Source organism: Gulosibacter sediminis (genome assembly GCF_023370115.1).
Lineage (GTDB): Bacteria > Actinomycetota > Actinomycetes > Actinomycetales > Microbacteriaceae > Gulosibacter > Gulosibacter sediminis_A.
Map to the genome: position 1 here is coordinate 993997 of NZ_CP097160.1, position 18278 is coordinate 1012274.

An 18278-nucleotide genomic window follows, 5' to 3' on the forward strand; every position below is an offset into this window, starting at 1 on the left:
GAAAGGACACCATGACCATCGAATTCCCCGCCGGCACCGTGCTCGGCTATCCCCGCATCGGCCGCAACCGCGAGCTCAAGCGCGCCGTCGAGTCGTACTGGCGCGGTGCCAGTGACGCCGCTGCGCTCGCCGCCACCCGCGCCGAGGTGCGCGCCGCCGCGCGCTCGGCCCTCGAGGCCGCAGGCCTCGGCCGCGACGACGCCTCGATCCCCGAGGCCGACGCGAGCTACGACCACGTGCTCGACACGCTCGTCACCGTCGGTGCGGTGCCCGCACGCTTCGCCGACGTCGCCGATCTTGCCGACCAGGACCTCACCTTTGTGCTCGCCCGGGGTGACGCCGAGCACCCGGCGCTCGAGATGACGAAGTGGTTTGACACGAACTACCACTACCTCGTGCCCGAGATCGGCCCCGAGACGACCTTCTCGTACCGCAGCCACGAGCGCGCCGAGCAGGTGCGCGAGGCGGTCGCGGCCGGCTACGCGACCCGCCCGACGCTCGTCGGCCCCGTGACCTTCCTCGCGCTCGCGAAGCCGAGCGACGACGCCCCCGCGGGCTTCGCCCCGCTCGACCGCCTCGACGACGTGCTCGACGCCTACGTCGAGGTGCTCGCCGACCTGCGTGCCGCCGGCGCACAGTGGGTGCAGCTCGACGAGTCGGCGCTCGTGAGCGAAGTGCTGGGCGTCTCGCAGACCGAGCTGGTGGATGCGGCGGCTCGCGCCTACGAGCGGCTCGCGCAGGCCGAGGAGCGCCCGGCGCTGTTCGTGCAGACGAGCTACGCGGCCCTGCCGGCGGCGGCCTTCGGCGCGCTGGCGAAGGCCGGCGTCGAGGCGATCGGCATCGACCTCGTGCGCGGCGTGGCCCCAGCCAACGTCACCGAGTTCCCCGGCGTGCGTGTCGTCGCGGGCGTCATCGACGGCCACAACATCTGGCGCGGCGACCTCGCCGCCGCCTTCGGCAAGCTCAGCGCCCTCGCCGAGCGCGGCGTGCTCGTGAGCGCGAGCACCTCGACCTCGCTCATTCACGTGCCGCACACCCTCGCCGACGAGACTGAGCTCGACGCGCAGCTGCGCAACTGGCTCGCCTTCGCCGACGAGAAAGCCCAGCAGATCGCGACGCTCGCCCGCGGGCTCGCCGACGGCCGCGAGGCCATCGATGCCGAGCTCACGGCCGCGACCGAAGCCCTTGCCGAGCGCGCGCAGGCCGCTGGTGTGCGCATCCCCGAGGTGCGCGAGCGCGCCGCGAGCGACATCGAGCTTTCGCGCGGCGACGCGGATGCGCGTGCCGAGGCCCAGCAGGCGGCCCTCGGTCTGCCGGTGCTGCCGACCACGACGATCGGCTCGTTCCCGCAGACCGGCGAGATTCGCCGCGCCCGCCGAGCATTCGGCCGCGGTGAGATCACCGAGGCGCAGTACGACGAGTTCCTCCGCGAGGAGATTCGCCGCGTCATCGAGCTGCAGGAAGAACTCGGCCTCGACGTGCTCGTGCACGGTGAGCCCGAGCGCAACGACATGGTGCAGTATTTCGCCGAGAACCTCGAGGGTTTTGTCACCACCGCGAACGGCTGGGTGCAGTCGTACGGCTCGCGCTGCACGCGCCCCTCGATTCTTTGGGGTGACGTGCACCGCGCCGCGCCGATCACGGTCGAGTGGACGCGCTACGCGCAGTCGCTCACCGCGAAGCCGGTGAAGGGCATGCTCACGGGCCCCGTCACGATTCTCGCGTGGTCGTTCGTGCGTGACGACCAGCCGCTCGGCGACACCGCCCGCCAGGTCGCCCTCGCGCTGCGCGACGAGGTGGCCGACCTCGAGGCCGCCGGCACCGGCATCATCCAGGTCGACGAGCCCGCCCTGCGCGAGCTGCTGCCGCTGCGCCGCGCCGACCACGAGGACTACCTGCGCTGGAGCGTCGACGCGTTCCGCCTCTCGACCTCGGTCGCCCGCCCTGAGACTCAGGTGCACACGCACCTCTGCTACTCGGAGTTCGGCGAGATCATCGAGGCGATCGACGGCCTCGACGCCGACGTCACCTCGATCGAGGCCGCGCGCTCGCGCATGGAGGTCGTCGCCGACCTGCACGAGCACGACTACGCCCGCGGCATCGGCCCCGGCGTGTGGGACATCCACTCGCCGCGCGTGCCGTCGGAGCAGGAGATCGCGGTGCTGCTTGAGCTCGCGCTTGCCGGTATCCCCGCGAACCGCCTTTGGGTGAACCCCGACTGTGGCCTGAAGACGCGCGGCTACGACGAGACGGTCGCGTCGCTGCGCAACCTCGTCGCCGCCACCGAGCAGGCCCGCGAGGGCATCACCGCTCCGGTCGCGTAACCCTGCGCTCGAACGAGAACGGGCCGGCCGCGGAGAAATCCGCGGCCGGCCCGTTCTCGTGGTGGCTTAACCCCAGAGCTCGGCGAGCAGCTCGTCGAACTCGGGCCAGCTGAACATCTTCGCGGTTTCGCGCGCCGACGGTGAGCCCGCGTCGGGGCTCGCGCCTGCCTCGAGTAGGGCCCGCGCCGACTCGACGTCCTGCTTGAACACGGCGCAGGTGAGCGCATTCTGCCCGCGGTCGTTCGTCAGCTCGACGTCGGCGCCGCGCTCGAGCAGCATCGACACCGTCGCGGCCGCGTGATGGTAAGCGGCGAGGATGAGCATCGTGTTGCCCTGCGCATCGCGCATGTTCACCGGAGCGCCGGCGTCGAGGTAGGCGGCCAGCGCCGCCGCCTGGTTCTCGCGGGCCGCGTCGAGCAGCTGGTTTGCGAGCTCGATCGCCTCGGCCGGCACGCGGGCGGTGCCGTCAGTTGCGTCGGTCATGAGTTCACTTCGCGCTCGGCGCGGTCGCCCGACCATTCGGTGTGGAACGTGCCGGGGCGGTCGACCCGGCCGTAGGTGTGGGCGCCGAAGTAGTCGCGCTGACCCTGGATGAGCGCGGCCGGTAGGCGGTCGGCCGCGAGCGAGTCGTAGTAGCTCAGCGATGCGCCGAATACCGGCGCGGGCACGCCCGAGAGCGCAGCGGTCGCGACGACGCGACGCCACGCATCCACGCCGTTCGCCACCTCGCCCGCGAAGTACGGGTCGGCGATGAGCGAGTCGAGCTGCGGGTTGCGGTCGTACGCATCGGCGATGCGGTTGAGGAAGCGGGCACGAATGATGCAGCCGGCGCGCCAGATCTTCGCGATCGCGCCCGGGTTCACCTGCCAGCCGTATTCCTGGGCGCCGGCGAGAATGAGGTCGAAGCCCTGCGCGTAGGCGATGACCTTCGACGAGTAGAGCGCCTGACGCACCTGCTCGACGAAGTCGCCCGGAATCGGCGCGGCTTCGGGACGCTTCGTGATGGTCGGGCGCACTGCCTCGCGCTGGGCGACGCGGCCCGAGACGCCGCGGGCGAAGACCGCCTCGCCGATGCCCGAGACGGGCACGCCGAGGCCGAGCGCGTTCTGCACCGTCCAGGTGCCAGTGCCCTTCATGCCGGCGCGGTCGACGACGATGTCGATGAACGGCTTGCCGGTGTCGGCGTCGACGTGACGCAGCACCTCGGCGGTGATCTCGATGAGGTACGACTCGAGGTCACCCTGGTTCCACTCGGTGAATACGTCGGCGATCTCGGCGGGGGTGAGCCCGGCGACACCGCGCAGCAGGTCGTAGGCCTCGCCGATGAGCTGCATGTCGGCGTACTCGATGCCGTTGTGCACCATCTTCACGAAGTGGCCGGCGCCGTCGGTGCCGATGTGCGTGACGCAGGGGGAGTCGTCTTCGGGGGCGCGAGCGGCAATCGACTCGAGAATCGGGCCGAGCGTCTCGTACGACTCGGCGGTGCCGCCGGGCATGATCGAGGGGCCGTTGAGCGCGCCCTCTTCGCCGCCGGAAATTCCGGCGCCGACGAAGTGCAGGCCCTTCGCGCGCACCGCGGCCTCGCGGCGAATCGTGTCGGTGAAGAGCGCGTTGCCGCCGTCGACGATGATGTCGCCCGGCTCGAAGGCCTCGACGAGCTGGTCGATCACCGCATCGGTCGCCTTGCCGGCCTGCACCATGATGATCGCGGTGCGCGGGCGCTGCAGCGAGGCCGCAAACTCGTCGACCGTCGGGGCCGGCACGAAGCCCGCCTCGGGATGCTCGGCGACGAGCTTTTCGGTGCGCTCGTGGCTGCGGTTGTACACCGCGACGGTGTTGCCCTCGCGCGACGCGAGGTTGCGGGCGAGATTCGCGCCCATCACCGCCAAACCGACCACGCCGATGTTTGCGGATGCAGTGGAGTCGTTCATGTTCTACCTCTCGAGGGATTGCACGCACTGCCCATTATGGTCGCCGAGCACGGATGCTGTCTGCGCGTGGCACCTCGGGTGCGTCGGATGCTCCGGATAGGATTCGGACACCGAGCAAAGGGGGCGTGCGTGGCCGGAAACAACGACGATCGGACGCAGCGATACAGCTGGAATCTTGGCAGCGAAGACGACGCCGAGTCGAACCAGGCGAGCGCTCGAAACGAGCCGGATCCGACGCGGCCAATTCATCGGCAAGAGGCCACGACTGACGAGATCGACCCCGTGCCGCCGACGCAGCGAATGCCGGTAGCTCCGGCCTCCCAAGAGCAGTCGACGCCCACGCGCGCCTACGACTTCGGAGACGACCGCTCGGACGCAACGACGGTGCTCCCGCAGCAGCAGGCGCGGCAGCAGCCGTCGCATCGGGCGCCGGCCGCGGCCAGCACATCCGACTACGTCAAGCAGCCCTACGCCCCGCAACAGCAGTGGGGGCAGGCGCCGGCCGCCGCTCCGATTCCCTCGCCGCGCGACTGGGAGGATGCGCCGTACGGCCCGAGCGGCGGCGCGCGCGTCGCCTCGATCTTCGTTGCGCTCCTCGGCGCGCTGATCGCGATCGCGCCGGGCATCTTCTCGGCGCTCGCGATCTCGACCGGGCAGACCAACCTCGCTTCAGAGTGGTTCAACGCGTTCGGCCTGTGGTCGCAACTCGTGGCCAACGGTGTGCTCATCCTCGCCTGGGCCGTCATCGCGGGTTCGCTCGCGATGTCTGGGCTCGGCGCGGGGCTCGTCGGCGGCCTGATCGTGGTCGGCAGCGTCATCGCCAATGCCATCTACGCCGTCACGCTCGCAATCTCGGGCGACCCCGGCGAGTGGGCACAGGGGCTCATGCTCTACGCCTCGATGTCGATTGGCACCGGCACGGCGATGCTGTTCGCGGGCGTTGCGGCACACTTCGCTCGGAGGGGCGGGTTCAAGCGCGCGGTCCGGTACGCGCGTGGCCAGCGCTCCTGAGCCGGCAAGCTGTCGACGCGCCGCCGGCCGACTGCTAAAGTTGGCAGCTGTACTTCGGCGAGGGGCACATCCGTGCCCGTTATCGACGCGGTCGAGTGGCTCACCTCGCGTGGGCGGCCACGAGTTCGTGTTCTCACCGCTGTCACACGAAAGGAAACCTCATGGCTGACGCCACCGACCGCCTCCCGGCGAAGCACCGCACCCAGTTCGGTAAGGGTGCCGCGCGCAAGATCCGCGCCAACAACGAAATCCCCGCCGTCATCTACGGCCACGGCACCGAGCCGAACCACATCACGCTGCCCGGTCACGAGACCATGCTGCTCCTGCGCAAGGCGAACGCGCTCATCGACCTCGACATCGAGGGCACCTCGCAGCTCGCGCTGGTGAAGGACGTTCAGCGCGACCCGGTTCGCCAGATCATCGAGCACGTTGACCTCATCATCGTTCGCCGCGGCGAGCGCGTCGAGGTCGAGGTGCCCGTGCACGCCGTCGGCGAGCCCGCACCGGGCGCCATCGTCATCCAGGACGCCAACACGATCCTGGTGTCGGCCGAGGCGACCCGCATCCCCGAACGCATCGAGGTCACCGTCGAGGGCCTCGAGATCGGCACCACCGTCATTGAGAAGGACGTTGCGCTGCCCGAGGGCGTCAAGCTCGTTGATGAGGAGAGCGAGCTCGTCCTCTTCTCGATCCAGGAGCCGCAGGTCGAGGTTGAGCCTGACGAGGACGCCGAGGACGCCGAGGGCGAAGCGGCTGCTGCCGAGGACGCCGAGTAGTGGCGTCCGACGCGTGGCTCGTCATCGGTCTCGGGAATCCCGGCGACCGCTATCGAGCCACGCGTCACAACGTCGGCCACATGGTGGTTGACGAACTCGCCTCGCGGGTGGGTGCTTCATTTAAGCGCCACCCGCGGGCGACCGCCCTCGTCGCCGAGGGCCGCACCGAACCCGGCGGGCCGAAGCTCGTGCTCGCCAAGTCGACCGGGTTCATGAACACTTCGGGCGGGCCCGTCTCACAGCTCGTCCAGTACTTCGGCATCGACCCCGAGCACGTCATCGTCGTCCACGACGAGCTCGACATCGCGTTCGATAGCGTGCGCCTCAAGCGCGGCGGTGGCCACGGCGGACACAACGGCCTGCGCGACATCTCGTCGGCCATTGGCGCCGAGTACCTCCGGGTGCGCGTCGGCATCGGCCGACCTCCCGGTCGTCAGGACCCTGCCGACTACGTGCTGCGCCCCTTCTCTAGCGACGAACGCGACAATCTGCCGGTGCTCGTGGCCGACGCCGCCGACGCCGTCGAACTGCTCGTGCAGCGTGGCCTCGTCGACGCGCAGCAGGTCGTGCACGCGCGGGGTAAGTAGCGGATGCGCGCTGTCGTCACCCGCTGTCGCTCGGCTCGCGTCGAGGTTGCGGGCGAACTCGTCGGCGAACTCCCGCGCCCCGGGCTGCTCGCGCTGGTCGGGGTCACTCACGACGACAACGATGCCGAAGCGGCGAAGCTCGTGCGCAAGATCGCCGAGCTGCGCATCCTCGAGGGCGAGCGGAGCGCCGTCGATCTCGACGCACCCGTGCTCGTGGTGAGTCAATTCACGCTCTACGGCGACGCCCGCAAGGGTCGTCGGCCGTCGTGGTCGAACGCCGCACCCGGGCCGGTTTCGGAGCCGCTCATTGACGCGGTCGTCACCGGTCTTCGCGCACGCGGTCTGCACGTCGAGACCGGCCGCTTCGGTGCGATGATGCGCGTGCACAGCGACAACGACGGCCCGTTCACGATTCTGCTCGACACCGCCGAGATCGCCTAGCCGCTCGCTGCGCCAACCGCCCGCCCGCCTCCGAGTCAGGACTCCCGCCGATGCGATCAGCCAAGCACCGCCCCAGCCGACTCGCGGCCGCGGCCGCCACGTTCGCCACCGCGCTCCTGCTCAGCGGTTGCGCCGGCGACGCCGAGCCCTCGTTCACCGAGCGCGGGTACCCGACCGCGCCCCCGCAAGAGCTGCCCGAGGCGGCCGGCACCGATGCGGATGTACCGCTCACCGAACTCGTCGACCCCGACTGGCTCTCGGCGACGGCCGAGCGCACCAGCATCGATCCGCGCGTCGTCGCGGCCTACGCGGGCGCCTCGATCCGCGTCGCCCAGACGACGCCAGACTGCGGCATCGGGTGGAACACCCTCGCGGGCATCGGCCGGGTCGAGTCGTACCACGGCACGATCTATGGCAGCGAAGTCGCCGACGATGGCAGCATCACGCCACCGATCATCGGCATTCCGCTCGACGGCACGAACGGCACCCTCGAGATTCCCGACACTGACGGCGGTGCGCTCGATGCCGACATCAAGTGGGATCGCGCGGTTGGGCCGATGCAGTTCATCCCCTCGACCTGGGCCGAGTTCGGTCAAGACGCAAACCTCGACGGCACGGCCGACCCAAACCAGCTCGACGATGCCGTTCTCACGGCGGCCGTCTACCTCTGCGAGCGGGGCGGCGAACTCGTCAGCGACGACGGCTGGAACACCGCGGTCTCGGCCTACAACCTGCCTGTCGAGTACGCGCGCGACGTCGCCGCGTACGCGCGAATGTACGCGGAGTAGCTCGGCGACAGCTGCGGTGCACAGCCGGTGTGGTTAGGATCCAAGTACCCCTTCACTCGGATCGTCTGGCGCGTACCCGCCAGGAAGGACACCAACGATGGCATCCGTAACATTCGATCACGTGTCGCTGCAGTACCCGGGCGGCGAACGCCCCGCGGTGAGCGACCTCAACCTCGAGATTGAGGACGGCGAATTTCTCGTCCTCGTCGGCCCCTCCGGCTGTGGCAAGTCCACGACCCTCCGGATGCTCGCGGGGCTCGAGCAGGTCACCTCAGGCTCCGTGCTGATCGGTGGCGACGACGTCACCGAGAAGGACCCGAAGGACCGCGACATCGCGATGGTCTTCCAGAACTACGCGCTCTACCCGCACATGACCGTCGCCGACAACATGGGCTTTGCACTCAAGCTTGCGGGCACGCCAAAGACCGAGATCCGCCGGCGGGTCGAAGAGGCCGCCGAGCTGCTCGACCTCACCGAGTTTCTCGATCGCAAGCCGAAGGCGCTCTCAGGTGGCCAGCGCCAGCGCGTCGCGATGGGCCGCGCGATCGTGCGCTCGCCGCAGGTGTTCTGCATGGACGAGCCGTTGTCGAACCTCGACGCGAAGCTGCGCGTGCAGACCCGCTCGCACATTGCGAGCCTGCAGCGCCGACTCGGCGTGACGACGGTGTACGTCACGCACGACCAGGTCGAGGCCATGACGATGGGCGATCGCGTCGCCGTGCTCAACGACGGCGTGCTGCAGCAGGTCGACAGCCCCCGCGAGCTGTACAACCACCCGAACAACGTGTTCGTGGCCGGCTTCGTCGGCTCGCCCGCGATGAACCTCATCGAGACGACTGCCGGGGCCGATGGCTCGGTGCGCCTCGGCGACATTCCTGTGCCGACCCGCGACGGGGTCGTGACCGGCGGGCAGCGCGTGACCGTCGGCATCCGCCCCGAGCACCTGCGCTTCTCCGAGTCCGAGGGGTTCGGCTTCGAGGTTGATCTTGTCGAGGAGCTTGGTTCGGACGCCTACATCTACGGTCGGGCCGCGCTCCCGGGCGAGCCCCTCGTCGTCGCGCGGCACGAAGACGACACGCCGCCAAGCAAGGGCGACACGTTCCGCCTCACCGCCCGCAGCGAGCAATTTCACCTGTTCGACACCGATACGGGTGCGCGGATCGAGCGGGGCGTGTGACGCGCTCGAAAAGATACCCCCACAGGTGTCGGCACAACGTGCAAGACTGACTATGGGCTCGTCGCCGACGCCGGGCACCACCACACACAACCGAACACACGCTGAAGAAATGTAAGGGAGCAGTTCATGAAGCGAAAGTTCAGTGCGGTCGCGGTTACCGCAGTAGCTGGGTTAGTTCTCGCAGGATGCGCTGGTGGGGGTGGCGGCAGCGGCGCCGAAAGCTCGGGGCTCGACTCGCGCGGCCCGATCTCCTTCGCGATGGGGTCGAACGATGCCGCGAAGCTCGAGCCCATCATCGAGGCGTGGAACGCCGACCACCCCGACGAAGAAGTCACGCTCGTCGAACTGCCGCAGGAAGCGAACGGTCAGCGCGACACGCTCGTGCAGTCACTTCAGGCGCAGAGCGGCGACTACGACGTCATGGCGCTCGACGTCACCTGGACCGCCGAGTTCGCGGCGCAGGGCTGGCTGCAGCCGCTCGACGGCGAGCTGCAGCTCGACACCTCGAACCTGCTGCCCGCCACCGTCGACTCGGCCACCTACATGGACACGCTCTACGCGGCGCCGCAGAACACGAACGCGCAGCTCATGTTCTACCGCACCGACATCGTCGACGAGGCGCCGACGACGTGGGACGAGCTGCTCTCGTACCGTGACGCGGCCGACGCCGAAGACCTCGACTTGCTCATCATGCAGCTGAAGAACTACGAGGGCCTCACGGTGCAGACCACGCAGGCGATCAACTCGTGGGGCGGCTCGGTGGTCGACGCCGACGGCAAGACGCCGACGGTCGATAGCGACGAGGCCAAGGCCGGTATCCAGGCGCTCGCTGATGCCTACGCAAACGGCGACATTCCGAAGGGCGCCAACGGCTACACCGAGGAGCAGACGAACCTCGAGTTCCTCGAGGGCAACGCGGTGTTCGCGTACAACTGGCCGTACATGTACGACACCGCGACCAGCGAAGACTCGTCGCAGGTGAAGGACAAGTTCGACGTGGCCGCGATCGTTGGCCCCGACGGTCCGGGCGCATCCACGCTCGGTGGCTACAACAACGGCATCAACGTCTACTCCGAAAACAAGGCGACGGCGTTCGACTTCGTGCAATTCATCCTGTCGGAAGAGAACCAGCGCGGCTTTGCTGAGCAGTCGTTCCCACCAGTGCTTGCGTCGATTTACGAGGACGAGTCGCTCATCGAACAGTTCCCGTATCTGCCGGCGCTGAAGGATGCGCTCGACAACGCGCAGCCGCGCCCGGTCACGCCGTTCTACGCGGCCGTGTCGAAGGCGATCGCCGACAACGCCTACGCCGCGATTGTCGAGGGGCAAGACCTCGACCAGGCCGTGAGCGATATGGCGTCGGCCATTACCTCGAGTACCTCGGGTTAGGGATGCGCGGCGCCGGGCCTGCGACGGGCCCGGCGCCGCTCGCCACAGCGGCAATTCTCAGGACTCGATGGTGAGGGACGGGACATGAGCAGCGCGACCACGAAGTACTCGGGCAAGGATGCGGCGCCGAAGCAGCGGCGCTGGCGGAGCGACAACAGGTCGGCGATTTGGTTGATCGCGCCGGCGATGATCGTGCTCGCGATCGTCATCGGGTACCCCATCGTGAGCGCGATCGTGCAGTCGTTCAATCAGGACCGGGTCTACGACGCCGAGACCGGCTTCTTCCAGGAGGGTGGCTTCGCGGGCTTCACGAACTACGCGCACTGGATTTTGCAGGACCGTGGCGGGGGAGTGAACTCTTGCCCGCCGGGCACGACCGGTTCGCAGTTCTGGCAGTCGATCGGCGTGACGTTCTTGCTCACGGTCGTCACGGTGTCGCTCGAGGTGATCATCGGCTTCGGCATGGCGATCATCATGGGGCGCAACATGGTCGGCCGCGGCTTGCTTCGCGCGGCCGTGCTCGTGCCGTGGGCGATCCCCACGGCCGTGACGGCGAAGCTCTGGGCATTCATCTTTGCGCCGCAGGGCATCATCAATTCGCTCACCGGCCTCGACCTGCAGTGGACGACCGGTACTTGGGAGCTCCTGTCGGCCGTGATCGTCGCCGACGTCTGGAAGACAACGCCGTTCGTAGCCCTGCTCATCCTCGCTGGCCTGCAGCTCATCCCGAAGGACGTCTACGAGGCGGCCCGCATCGACGGCGCGACGAAGTGGCAGCAGTTCACGCAGATCACCCTGCCGCTCGTGCGACCCGCGCTCATGGTCGCGGTGCTGTTCCGTCTGCTCGACGCGCTGCGCATGTACGACCTGCCGGCGATCATGCAGGGCAACACCTCGGGCGCCGCGACGACGATGTCGCTGCTTGTCACCGCAACGATGCGCGAGAACGAGTACAACAACGCGTCGGCGCTGTCGACGATTGTCTTCCTCATCATCTTCGCCTGCGCGTTCATCATGGTGAAGGTGCTTGGGGCGAATGCGGTCGCGCAGACGCAGCCGGCGCGCCAACTCTCGACCGGCGCGCCGAACCGCAAGCGCCGGGGGCCGCTCCAGACCGAACCGCTGACGACCCGCGCGGTCACGACGAAGGAGAAGTGACGTGACTACGACCGCCTCCGCGCAGGTGATTCAGCGCAAGACCCGTCGCGGCGAGGGCTGGGGCAGCTACCTCAGCGGCGCGATCATCGTGATCTGGTGCCTGCTGCCGTTCTACTGGATGATGGTCGTCGCTTTCCGCGACGTGAGCCACACCTTCGACACGACCCCGTGGCCGACGTACCTCACCCTCGACAACTTCGCGGCGGCGCTCGACCCCTCGGGCGGCAACAACCTGCTGCGCTCGATCGGCAATTCGCTGCTCATTTCGGGGGTCACGACGGCGGTCGCGGTCGTGCTCGGCGTCACCGTGTCGTACGCGCTCGCCAGGCTCAACTTCTCGGGCAAGAGTTTCGTCACGGGCATCATCCTCGCCGCCTCGATGTTTCCCGGTATCGCGCTCGTGACGCCGCTATTCCAGCTGTTCACGAACATCTCGTGGCTCGGCACCTACCAGGCCCTGATCATCCCGAACATCTCGTTCGCGCTGCCGCTGACGATCTACACGCTCACCTCGTTCCTCCACGACCTACCGTGGGAGCTCGAGGAAGCGGCTCGCGTCGACGGGGCCACCCGTGGCCAGGCGTTTACCCGCGTGATTCTGCCGCTTGCGGCGCCCGCGGTGTTCACGACGGCGATCCTCGCTTTCATCGCGACCTGGAACGAGTACCTGCTCGCGAGCCAGCTCTCGCGGCCGAACGTCGAGCCGGTGACCGTCGCGATCGCACGCTTCGCGGGTGCGAACCCCTACATCCAGCCCTACGCGGCGATCATGGCCGCCGGCACCATCGTGACCGTGCCGCTCGTGATTCTCGTACTCATCCTGCAGCGGCGCATTGTCGCCGGACTCACCGCGGGCGGGGTGAAGAGCTGATGCCCCGCAACAAGCAGGTGCAGCGCAATCAGCTGCAGCTCTGGCTTGGCTTCGTGAGCTTCTTCGCGCTCATGGCGGTGTTCTCGGTCGTCGCGTGCATCGTCATGCGCATTCCGCTCGATCCATTGGGCACGCTGGTGGCGGTCGCGCTGCTCGTGCTGCTGGCCGTGCTCTATCGTCGCTACCGCCGGCTGGGCAACGACTAGCGCCGACCAGGCCGTGCCCCGCGCAGCTCGCGGGCCTAGAATGGGCTGAGTGAGCCTCCACGGATTCCTCGTCGCCGCGGGCGACAACCCCAGCTTGAACAAGGCGGTCTCGCAGAGTCGCGTCGACACCGATTTCACGGTGGGCGACGGGTTGCGGGCGCCCCTGTTGGCGAGCCTGCTCGAGCGCCGCGCGACGGTGCACTCGGCCGCATCCCTGCTCGCGATCACCGCGACGAGCCGCGAGGCCGAGCAATACGCGGCCGACCTGCGGGCCTTCCTGCCTGACGCGACGATCGTTGAGTTTCCGGCGTGGGAGACGCTGCCACACGAGCGGCTGAGCCCTTCGGCCGACACGACCGGCCGCCGTCTCGCGGCGATGACGCAGCTCGCCAACTGGCGCGAGAACCCGACCGCGCCGTTCATCCTCTTCGCCTCCGTGCGCGCCGCGCTGCAGCCGCTGCTGCCCGGGCTCGACCACGCGGCGACCGTGCACCTCGCGGTCGGCAGCCGGGGCCACGATCTGGATGACCTGGCGGCGACGCTCGTGTCGCTCGCGTACCAGCGTGTCGACATGGTTACCCGCCGCGGCGAGTTCGCGGTGCGCGGTGGCATTCTCGACGTGTTCCCGCCCGACGCCACCCAGGCGGTGCGCATCGACTTCTTCGGCGACGAGGTCGACGAGATTCGACCGTTTGCGGTCTCCGACCAGCGCTCTTACGACGAGGCCTTCGACTCCGTTGTGCTCTCGCCGAGCCGCGAGCTGCTGCTCACCGACGATGTGCGGGCGCGTGCCCGTGAGATGCAGGGCGAATTCCCCGCGATCGAGACCATGCTCGAGAAGATCGCCGAGGGCATCCCGGTTGAGGGCATGGAGTCGCTCGCGCCCGCGCTCGTGCCCGACCTCGTGCCGATCACGGCCTATTTGCCCGAGGATGCGGCGGTCGCGGTGCTCGCGCCGGAGCGTGTTGCGAACCGCGCGAAAGACCTGCGCGAGACGAACCACGAGTTCCTCGAAGCCGCGTGGTCGGCCGCGACGGCCGGTGCCGAAGCCCCGATCGACCTGACGAGCGGCGACTTCCTGTCGATGCGCGAGCTGCAGGCGACGAAGGGGGAGCGCACGTGGTGGACGCTCTCGCCGTTCGGCAACGAAGATGACGGGAACGTCGTCGTGCCATCGGAGTCGGTGCCGAACTTCGCTGGCAACGCGGAGGGGGCGATCGAGCACACGATCGCGCTGCTGCGTGACGGCTGGCGTGTCATCATGGCCGCGAACGGACCGGGCCTCGTCGAGCGCGCGCAGCAGGTGCTCGCCGAGCATGAGGCGGCCGGACGAGTGGTGACCGAGCTGCCCGACGAGTTCGAGCCGGGCGTGGCCTACCTCGTGCAGGCGCCCCTCACCGCCGGTGTGCAGCTGCCCGACGAGCGCCTCGCGCTGCTCACCGAGTCCGACTTCTACGGGCGCGCGGTTGGCTACAACACGACGCGGCCGAAGAAGCTCGCCCGTCGCCGGGCGAACGCGGTGGTCGACCCCCTGCAGCTCAAGGCCGGCGACATCGTCGTGCACGACCAGCACGGCATCGGCCGCTTCTTGCGGCTCGAGCAGCGAGAGATTCCTGTGCCCGGCCGCCCGAATCAGCGGTCGACCCGCGAGTACCTCGTGATCGAATACGCGCCGTCGAAGCGCGGACACCCGGGCGACAAGCTACTCGTGCCGACCGACCAGCTCTCGCAGCTGAGTCGCTACGTCGGCGGCGAGGACCCGGCGCTGTCGAAGATGGGCGGCAGCGACTGGGCGCAGACGAAGTCGAAGGCGCGCAAGGCGACCCGCGACATCGCGGTCGGCCTCGTGAACCTCTACTCGGCGCGCGTCGCGTCGAAGGGCCACGCGTTTGGGCAGGACACGCCCTGGCAGCATGAATTCGAGGAGGCGTTCCCGTACGCCGAGACGGCCGACCAGCTCACCGTGATCGACGAAGTGAAGCACGATATGGAGCGCGAGATGCCCATGGACCGCCTGCTCTCGGGCGACGTCGGCTTCGGTAAGACCGAGGTCGCGGTGCGCGCCGCGTTCAAAGCGGTGCAGGACGGCAAGCAGGTCGTCATGCTCGTGCCGACGACGCTGCTCGTGCGCCAGCACCTTGAGACCTTTACCGAGCGCATGGCGGGCTTCCCCGTGCAGGTGCGCGGGGTGAGCCGTTTCCAGAAGCCGCGCGAGATTGACGAGACGCAGCAAGGGTTGCGCGACGGCTCGGTCGACATCGTCATTGGCACGCACCGACTGCTCTCGGAATCGTTCAGCTATCACGACCTCGGGCTCGTGATTGTCGACGAGGAGCAGCGCTTCGGCGTCGAGCACAAAGAGAAGCTCAAGCAGCTCAAGACAAACGTCGACGTGCTGTCGATGAGCGCGACGCCGATTCCTCGCACACTCGAGATGGCGGTGACCGGCATTCGCGAAATGTCGACGCTGGCAACGCCGCCGGAGGACCGGCATCCGATCCTCACCTATGTGGGTGGCCGCAGCGACAAGCAGGTGACCGCCGCGATTCGGCGCGAGCTGCTGCGCGAGGGCCAGGTGTTCTACGTGCACAACCGCACCGCATCCATCAACCGGGTTGCGGCGCACCTGGCCGAGCTCGTGCCCGAGGCACGCATCGCTGTCGCGCACGGCCGCATGAGCGAGGCGAGCCTCGAGCAGGTCATCGTCGACTTCTGGGAGCGCAAGTTTGACGTGCTCGTGACGACGACCATCGTCGAAACCGGCCTCGACATTCCGAACGCGAACACGCTCATCATTGATGACGCCGAGCGCTACGGCCTGAGCCAGTTGCACCAGCTGCGCGGCCGCGTCGGTCGTGGCCGAGAGCGCGCCTACGCATACTTCCTCTACGACGCGAACAAGCCCCTCACCGAGACGGCGCACGACCGACTCGAGACGATCGCCGCGAACAACGAGCTCGGCTCGGGCATGCAGGTGGCGCTGAAGGACCTCGAGATTCGCGGTGCCGGCAACCTGCTCGGCGGCGAGCAGTCGGGGCATATCGCGGGCGTCGGCTTCGACCTCTACCTGCGGATGATCGGCGAGGCCGTCGACGCGTTTAAGGGCGAGGCGCCTGAGCAGCACACCGAGCTGCGGATGGAGCTGCCGGTCGATGCGCGGATTCCCGAGGACTACATCGCGTCCGAACGACTGCGGCTCGAGGCGTACCAGAAGCTGTCATCGGCGGCGTCGGCGGCGGCGCGACCCGGGCAGATCGATCTCGTGATCGACGAACTCAAGGACCGCTACGGTGAGCTCCCGGCCGAAGTCGAGACGCTCGTGGCCGTGTCGCGCATCCGCCGCATGGCCGTGCGGCTGCAGCTCAGCGAACTCGCGGCGGTTGGGCGCGTGCTGCGTATCACGCCCGTCACGCTGGCCGACTCGAAGCAGATTCGCCTGCGGCGAATGTACCCCGAGGCGAAGTACCAAGAGGCGAACCACCTGCTGATGCTGCCGCTCCCCGGCGGCAAGCGCATCGGCGAGCCCCTCAGCGACGGCGAGTTCCTCGACTGGATCCGCGGCGTCTTCCTCGCGCTTTTCGACGCGAAGCCCGAAGACGACGCTGCCCCGAGCGACGAGCCCGAGTCGGCGACCAAGGGCTAGCCGCGGGCTGGCAGCGGCCGCGCATCCGTGCCCGTGCGCATCCGTGCCCGCGCATATCCGTGCCTGCGCGCATCCGTACGGGCACGCGATGCAGTTTTCTACTAAAGATGCGGTGGCAACCGTCGCTTTCCTAGAAAACCGCATCGCTCGCCCCAACGGTGCTGGCGCTGGAGGCGGTTTTCTAGTTGGGATGCGGCGGTCGAGTCGCGGTGCGGTTGACGGCCGGAACGGGGTCGCGACGCTCGTGCTAGAGGTCCTCGACCGGGCCCGAGCTCGACGACATGAGTACCGCTGGCACCGCCGACGCGAGCCCAGGAGCGAACACGAGGCCGACGGCGATCGCGATCGTGCGCGGGAACGCGAACTCGTCACCGGCGCCGCTATAGGTGGCCGACGCGCTGCCGATCCAGACGTCGACGGCGAGCCAGATCAGCCCCACGAGCACGACCGCGAGGATGAACATCCCGAGCACCCAGGTGAATGAGGTCGTGACGCGCTTGGCCCAGCCCGTGCGCAACTGCTCCGCGTGCTGGCGCGCGCGGCTGCGGCGCACGAGCAACATCGAGTCGGCGATCCCGGTGGCGATCCACGTGAACACCGGCACGATCGCCACGAGCACGGGGTAGAGCAGACCCGAGTCATCGGCACCGGTCACTTCCACCCAGTGCTGCCCTGAGACGGCGGCGGCCGTGATGAGCGACGCCACCACGGTGATCAGCCAAACTTGCCAGGGCACCGGGCGGAGTTTCTGCATGTGGTCAAGGGTAACTAGCCTTGAGCGCATGACGAGTGAGGCCATGCAGGAGTTGATCGCGACGGTGGAGCGGTTTCGCGGCGACGGCGGCTGCGCCTGGTTCGAGGCACAGACGCACCGCTCGCTTGTGAAGTACCTCGTCGAAGAGACCGCCGAGCTCGTCGACGCAATTGAGGCGGGCGACGAAGCCGAGATGCGAGAGGAACTCGGTGACGTGCTCTTTCAGGTGCTTTTCCACGCGAACATCGCCGCCGAGCGCGGCACCTTCACGCTCGACGACGTGGCGAACGAACAGCGCGACAAGCTGGTGCGACGCAACCCGCACGTCTTCGGGCCGACACCGACGCGCGACATCGACGAGATCATCCGCATGTGGGAAGAAGCGAAGGCGATCGAGAAGCGCGACCGCACGTCGGTGCTCGACGGTATCGCCCGCTCGATGCCTGCGCTCGCGCTCGCCGAGAAGGTGCTCGGTCGCGGTGCCAGGGTGGATGCGCGGCTCGCGGCACCGCTGGAGGCGGGGGGCGATGCGGCCGAGGCCGCGTTCGGCGACGAACTCCTGGCGAGCATCGAGCGGGCGCGCGGAGAAGGGATCGACGCCGAACGCGCGCTGCGCGGCGCAGTCCGCCGCCTCGAGGGGCGCATCCGCGAGGCGGAGTCTCGCTGAACTCATGGAGCCGCGAGTTGCTTTGGCGGTTCAAACGCAACGAAGCCGTGTATCGCCCTTAGTGGCTAAAGACACATTGAGCGATGAGTCGGTCGAGCGCACGAATGTCGACGCCTTTTCCGAGCTTTACCTTGATGTGTCCTGCCCGCGTCCACAGCTCAAGTTCGGCGTTGAAGTCAAGTTTGCCGGCGTTCTCACTCGACCACATGTTGATAGCTGAGTAGGGCAGCGAATACATCTCGACTTTCTTACCAGTCATGCCCTGCGCATCACGCACGATGAGTCGGCGGTTGGTGAACACGGCGCTGTCACGGAATGTCTTGAACGCGGCGATAGGCTCTTCGCCTTGGACGAGCAACTCGCCGACGTCTGGGGGAATGGGGATGGCACTGGTGAATGTCCAGGCGGCAATGGCGGCTACAGCTTCCAACGGATTCTCCTAGGTGTGAAGTTGATTGGGACACAACCACTATTCCCTGCACCAACGACACAGATTCGTCGCCGACGTGATCCGCCGTCTGTGGGGCGCCACGAGGACATCCTTCTCTCGCGGCT

17 protein-coding genes are annotated in these 18278 nt (G+C 68.1%); 13 read left to right on the plus strand and 4 right to left on the minus strand.

Going from position 1 to position 18278, the window contains the following annotated elements:
• Positions 1 to 11: 11 nt before the first annotated feature.
• Positions 12 to 2324 (plus strand): 5-methyltetrahydropteroyltriglutamate--homocysteine S-methyltransferase, encoded by a 2313-nt coding sequence (gene metE / locus M3M28_RS04480; RefSeq protein ID WP_249387624.1) that lies wholly within the window; start codon positions 12 to 14, stop codon positions 2322 to 2324.
• Positions 2325 to 2390: 66 nt separating this feature from the next.
• Here metE and M3M28_RS04485 read toward each other — a convergent pair whose 3' ends face one another.
• Together M3M28_RS04485 and gndA are read right to left on the minus strand one after the other, a co-directional pair.
• Positions 2391 to 2807 (minus strand): ankyrin repeat domain-containing protein, encoded by a 417-nt coding sequence (locus M3M28_RS04485; protein WP_249387625.1) that lies wholly within the window; start codon positions 2805 to 2807, stop codon positions 2391 to 2393.
• Positions 2804 to 4255: an NADP-dependent phosphogluconate dehydrogenase gene (gndA, locus tag M3M28_RS04490; RefSeq protein WP_249387626.1), complete on the minus strand. Its 1452-nt coding sequence runs from the start codon at positions 4253 to 4255 to the stop codon at positions 2804 to 2806. The genes M3M28_RS04485 and gndA overlap by 4 nt, the downstream gene beginning before the upstream one ends.
• Positions 4256 to 4384: 129 nt before the next feature.
• Between gndA and M3M28_RS04495 the strand changes: the two genes are divergently transcribed.
• The 11 genes from M3M28_RS04495 to mfd all read left to right on the plus strand — a co-directional run bounded on the left by M3M28_RS04495 (position 4385) and on the right by mfd (position 16302).
• Complete coding sequence (locus M3M28_RS04495; protein ID WP_249387627.1) at positions 4385 to 5266, plus strand: hypothetical protein; 882 nt, start codon at positions 4385 to 4387, stop codon at positions 5264 to 5266.
• A 161-nt stretch (positions 5267 to 5427) separates the two neighbouring features.
• The gene (locus M3M28_RS04500) at positions 5428 to 6042 is read left to right on the plus strand and encodes a 50S ribosomal protein L25/general stress protein Ctc (protein ID WP_249387628.1); all 615 of its coding nucleotides are present in this window, start codon (positions 5428 to 5430) and stop codon (positions 6040 to 6042) included.
• On the plus strand, positions 6042 to 6629 hold the full coding sequence (gene pth / locus M3M28_RS04505) for an aminoacyl-tRNA hydrolase (protein WP_249387629.1): 588 nt from the start codon (positions 6042 to 6044) through the stop codon (positions 6627 to 6629). Before M3M28_RS04500 ends, pth begins: the two co-directional genes overlap by 1 nt.
• Positions 6630 to 6632: 3 nt before the next feature.
• The gene (gene dtd / locus M3M28_RS04510) at positions 6633 to 7070 is read left to right on the plus strand and encodes a D-aminoacyl-tRNA deacylase (protein ID WP_249387630.1); all 438 of its coding nucleotides are present in this window, start codon (positions 6633 to 6635) and stop codon (positions 7068 to 7070) included.
• A gap of 50 nt (positions 7071 to 7120) precedes the next feature.
• Positions 7121 to 7858 (plus strand): lytic transglycosylase domain-containing protein, encoded by a 738-nt coding sequence (locus M3M28_RS04515; protein WP_249387631.1) that lies wholly within the window; start codon positions 7121 to 7123, stop codon positions 7856 to 7858.
• 97 nt (positions 7859 to 7955) lie between these two features.
• Complete coding sequence (locus M3M28_RS04520; RefSeq protein ID WP_249387632.1) at positions 7956 to 9035, plus strand: ABC transporter ATP-binding protein; 1080 nt, start codon at positions 7956 to 7958, stop codon at positions 9033 to 9035.
• 258 nt (positions 9036 to 9293) lie between these two features.
• Complete coding sequence (locus M3M28_RS04525; protein ID WP_249387633.1) at positions 9294 to 10424, plus strand: ABC transporter substrate-binding protein; 1131 nt, start codon at positions 9294 to 9296, stop codon at positions 10422 to 10424.
• 84 nt (positions 10425 to 10508) lie between these two features.
• Entirely contained in the window at positions 10509 to 11582 is a 1074-nt protein-coding gene (locus tag M3M28_RS04530; protein WP_249387634.1) for a carbohydrate ABC transporter permease, read from the plus strand.
• Position 11583: 1 nt separating this feature from the next.
• Positions 11584 to 12453 carry a carbohydrate ABC transporter permease gene (locus M3M28_RS04535; protein WP_431193858.1) on the plus strand — a complete coding sequence of 290 codons (870 nt, stop codon included), beginning with the start codon at positions 11584 to 11586 and terminating at the stop codon, positions 12451 to 12453.
• A complete protein-coding gene (locus M3M28_RS04540; protein ID WP_249387635.1) occupies positions 12453 to 12659 on the plus strand; it encodes a hypothetical protein in 207 nt (68 codons plus the stop codon). Before M3M28_RS04535 ends, M3M28_RS04540 begins: the two co-directional genes overlap by 1 nt.
• Before the next feature lie 49 nt (positions 12660 to 12708).
• Positions 12709 to 16302, plus strand: a complete 3594-nt coding sequence (gene mfd / locus M3M28_RS04545; RefSeq protein ID WP_249387636.1) for a transcription-repair coupling factor — start codon at positions 12709 to 12711, stop codon at positions 16300 to 16302.
• Between the two features lie 247 nt (positions 16303 to 16549).
• On the opposite strand, the gene M3M28_RS04550 is transcribed toward mfd, so the two are convergent.
• Entirely contained in the window at positions 16550 to 17056 is a 507-nt protein-coding gene (locus tag M3M28_RS04550; RefSeq protein WP_249387637.1) for a hypothetical protein, read from the minus strand.
• 28 nt (positions 17057 to 17084) lie between these two features.
• Between M3M28_RS04550 and M3M28_RS04555 the strand changes: the two genes are divergently transcribed.
• Positions 17085 to 17723, plus strand: a complete 639-nt coding sequence (locus tag M3M28_RS04555; RefSeq protein ID WP_249387638.1) for a nucleoside triphosphate pyrophosphohydrolase — start codon at positions 17085 to 17087, stop codon at positions 17721 to 17723.
• Positions 17724 to 17781: 58 nt separating this feature from the next.
• Here the strand turns inward: M3M28_RS04555 and M3M28_RS04560 are convergent, their stop codons facing one another.
• A complete protein-coding gene (locus tag M3M28_RS04560; RefSeq protein WP_249387639.1) occupies positions 17782 to 18153 on the minus strand; it encodes a PH domain-containing protein in 372 nt (123 codons plus the stop codon).
• Positions 18154 to 18278 lie beyond the last annotated feature (125 nt).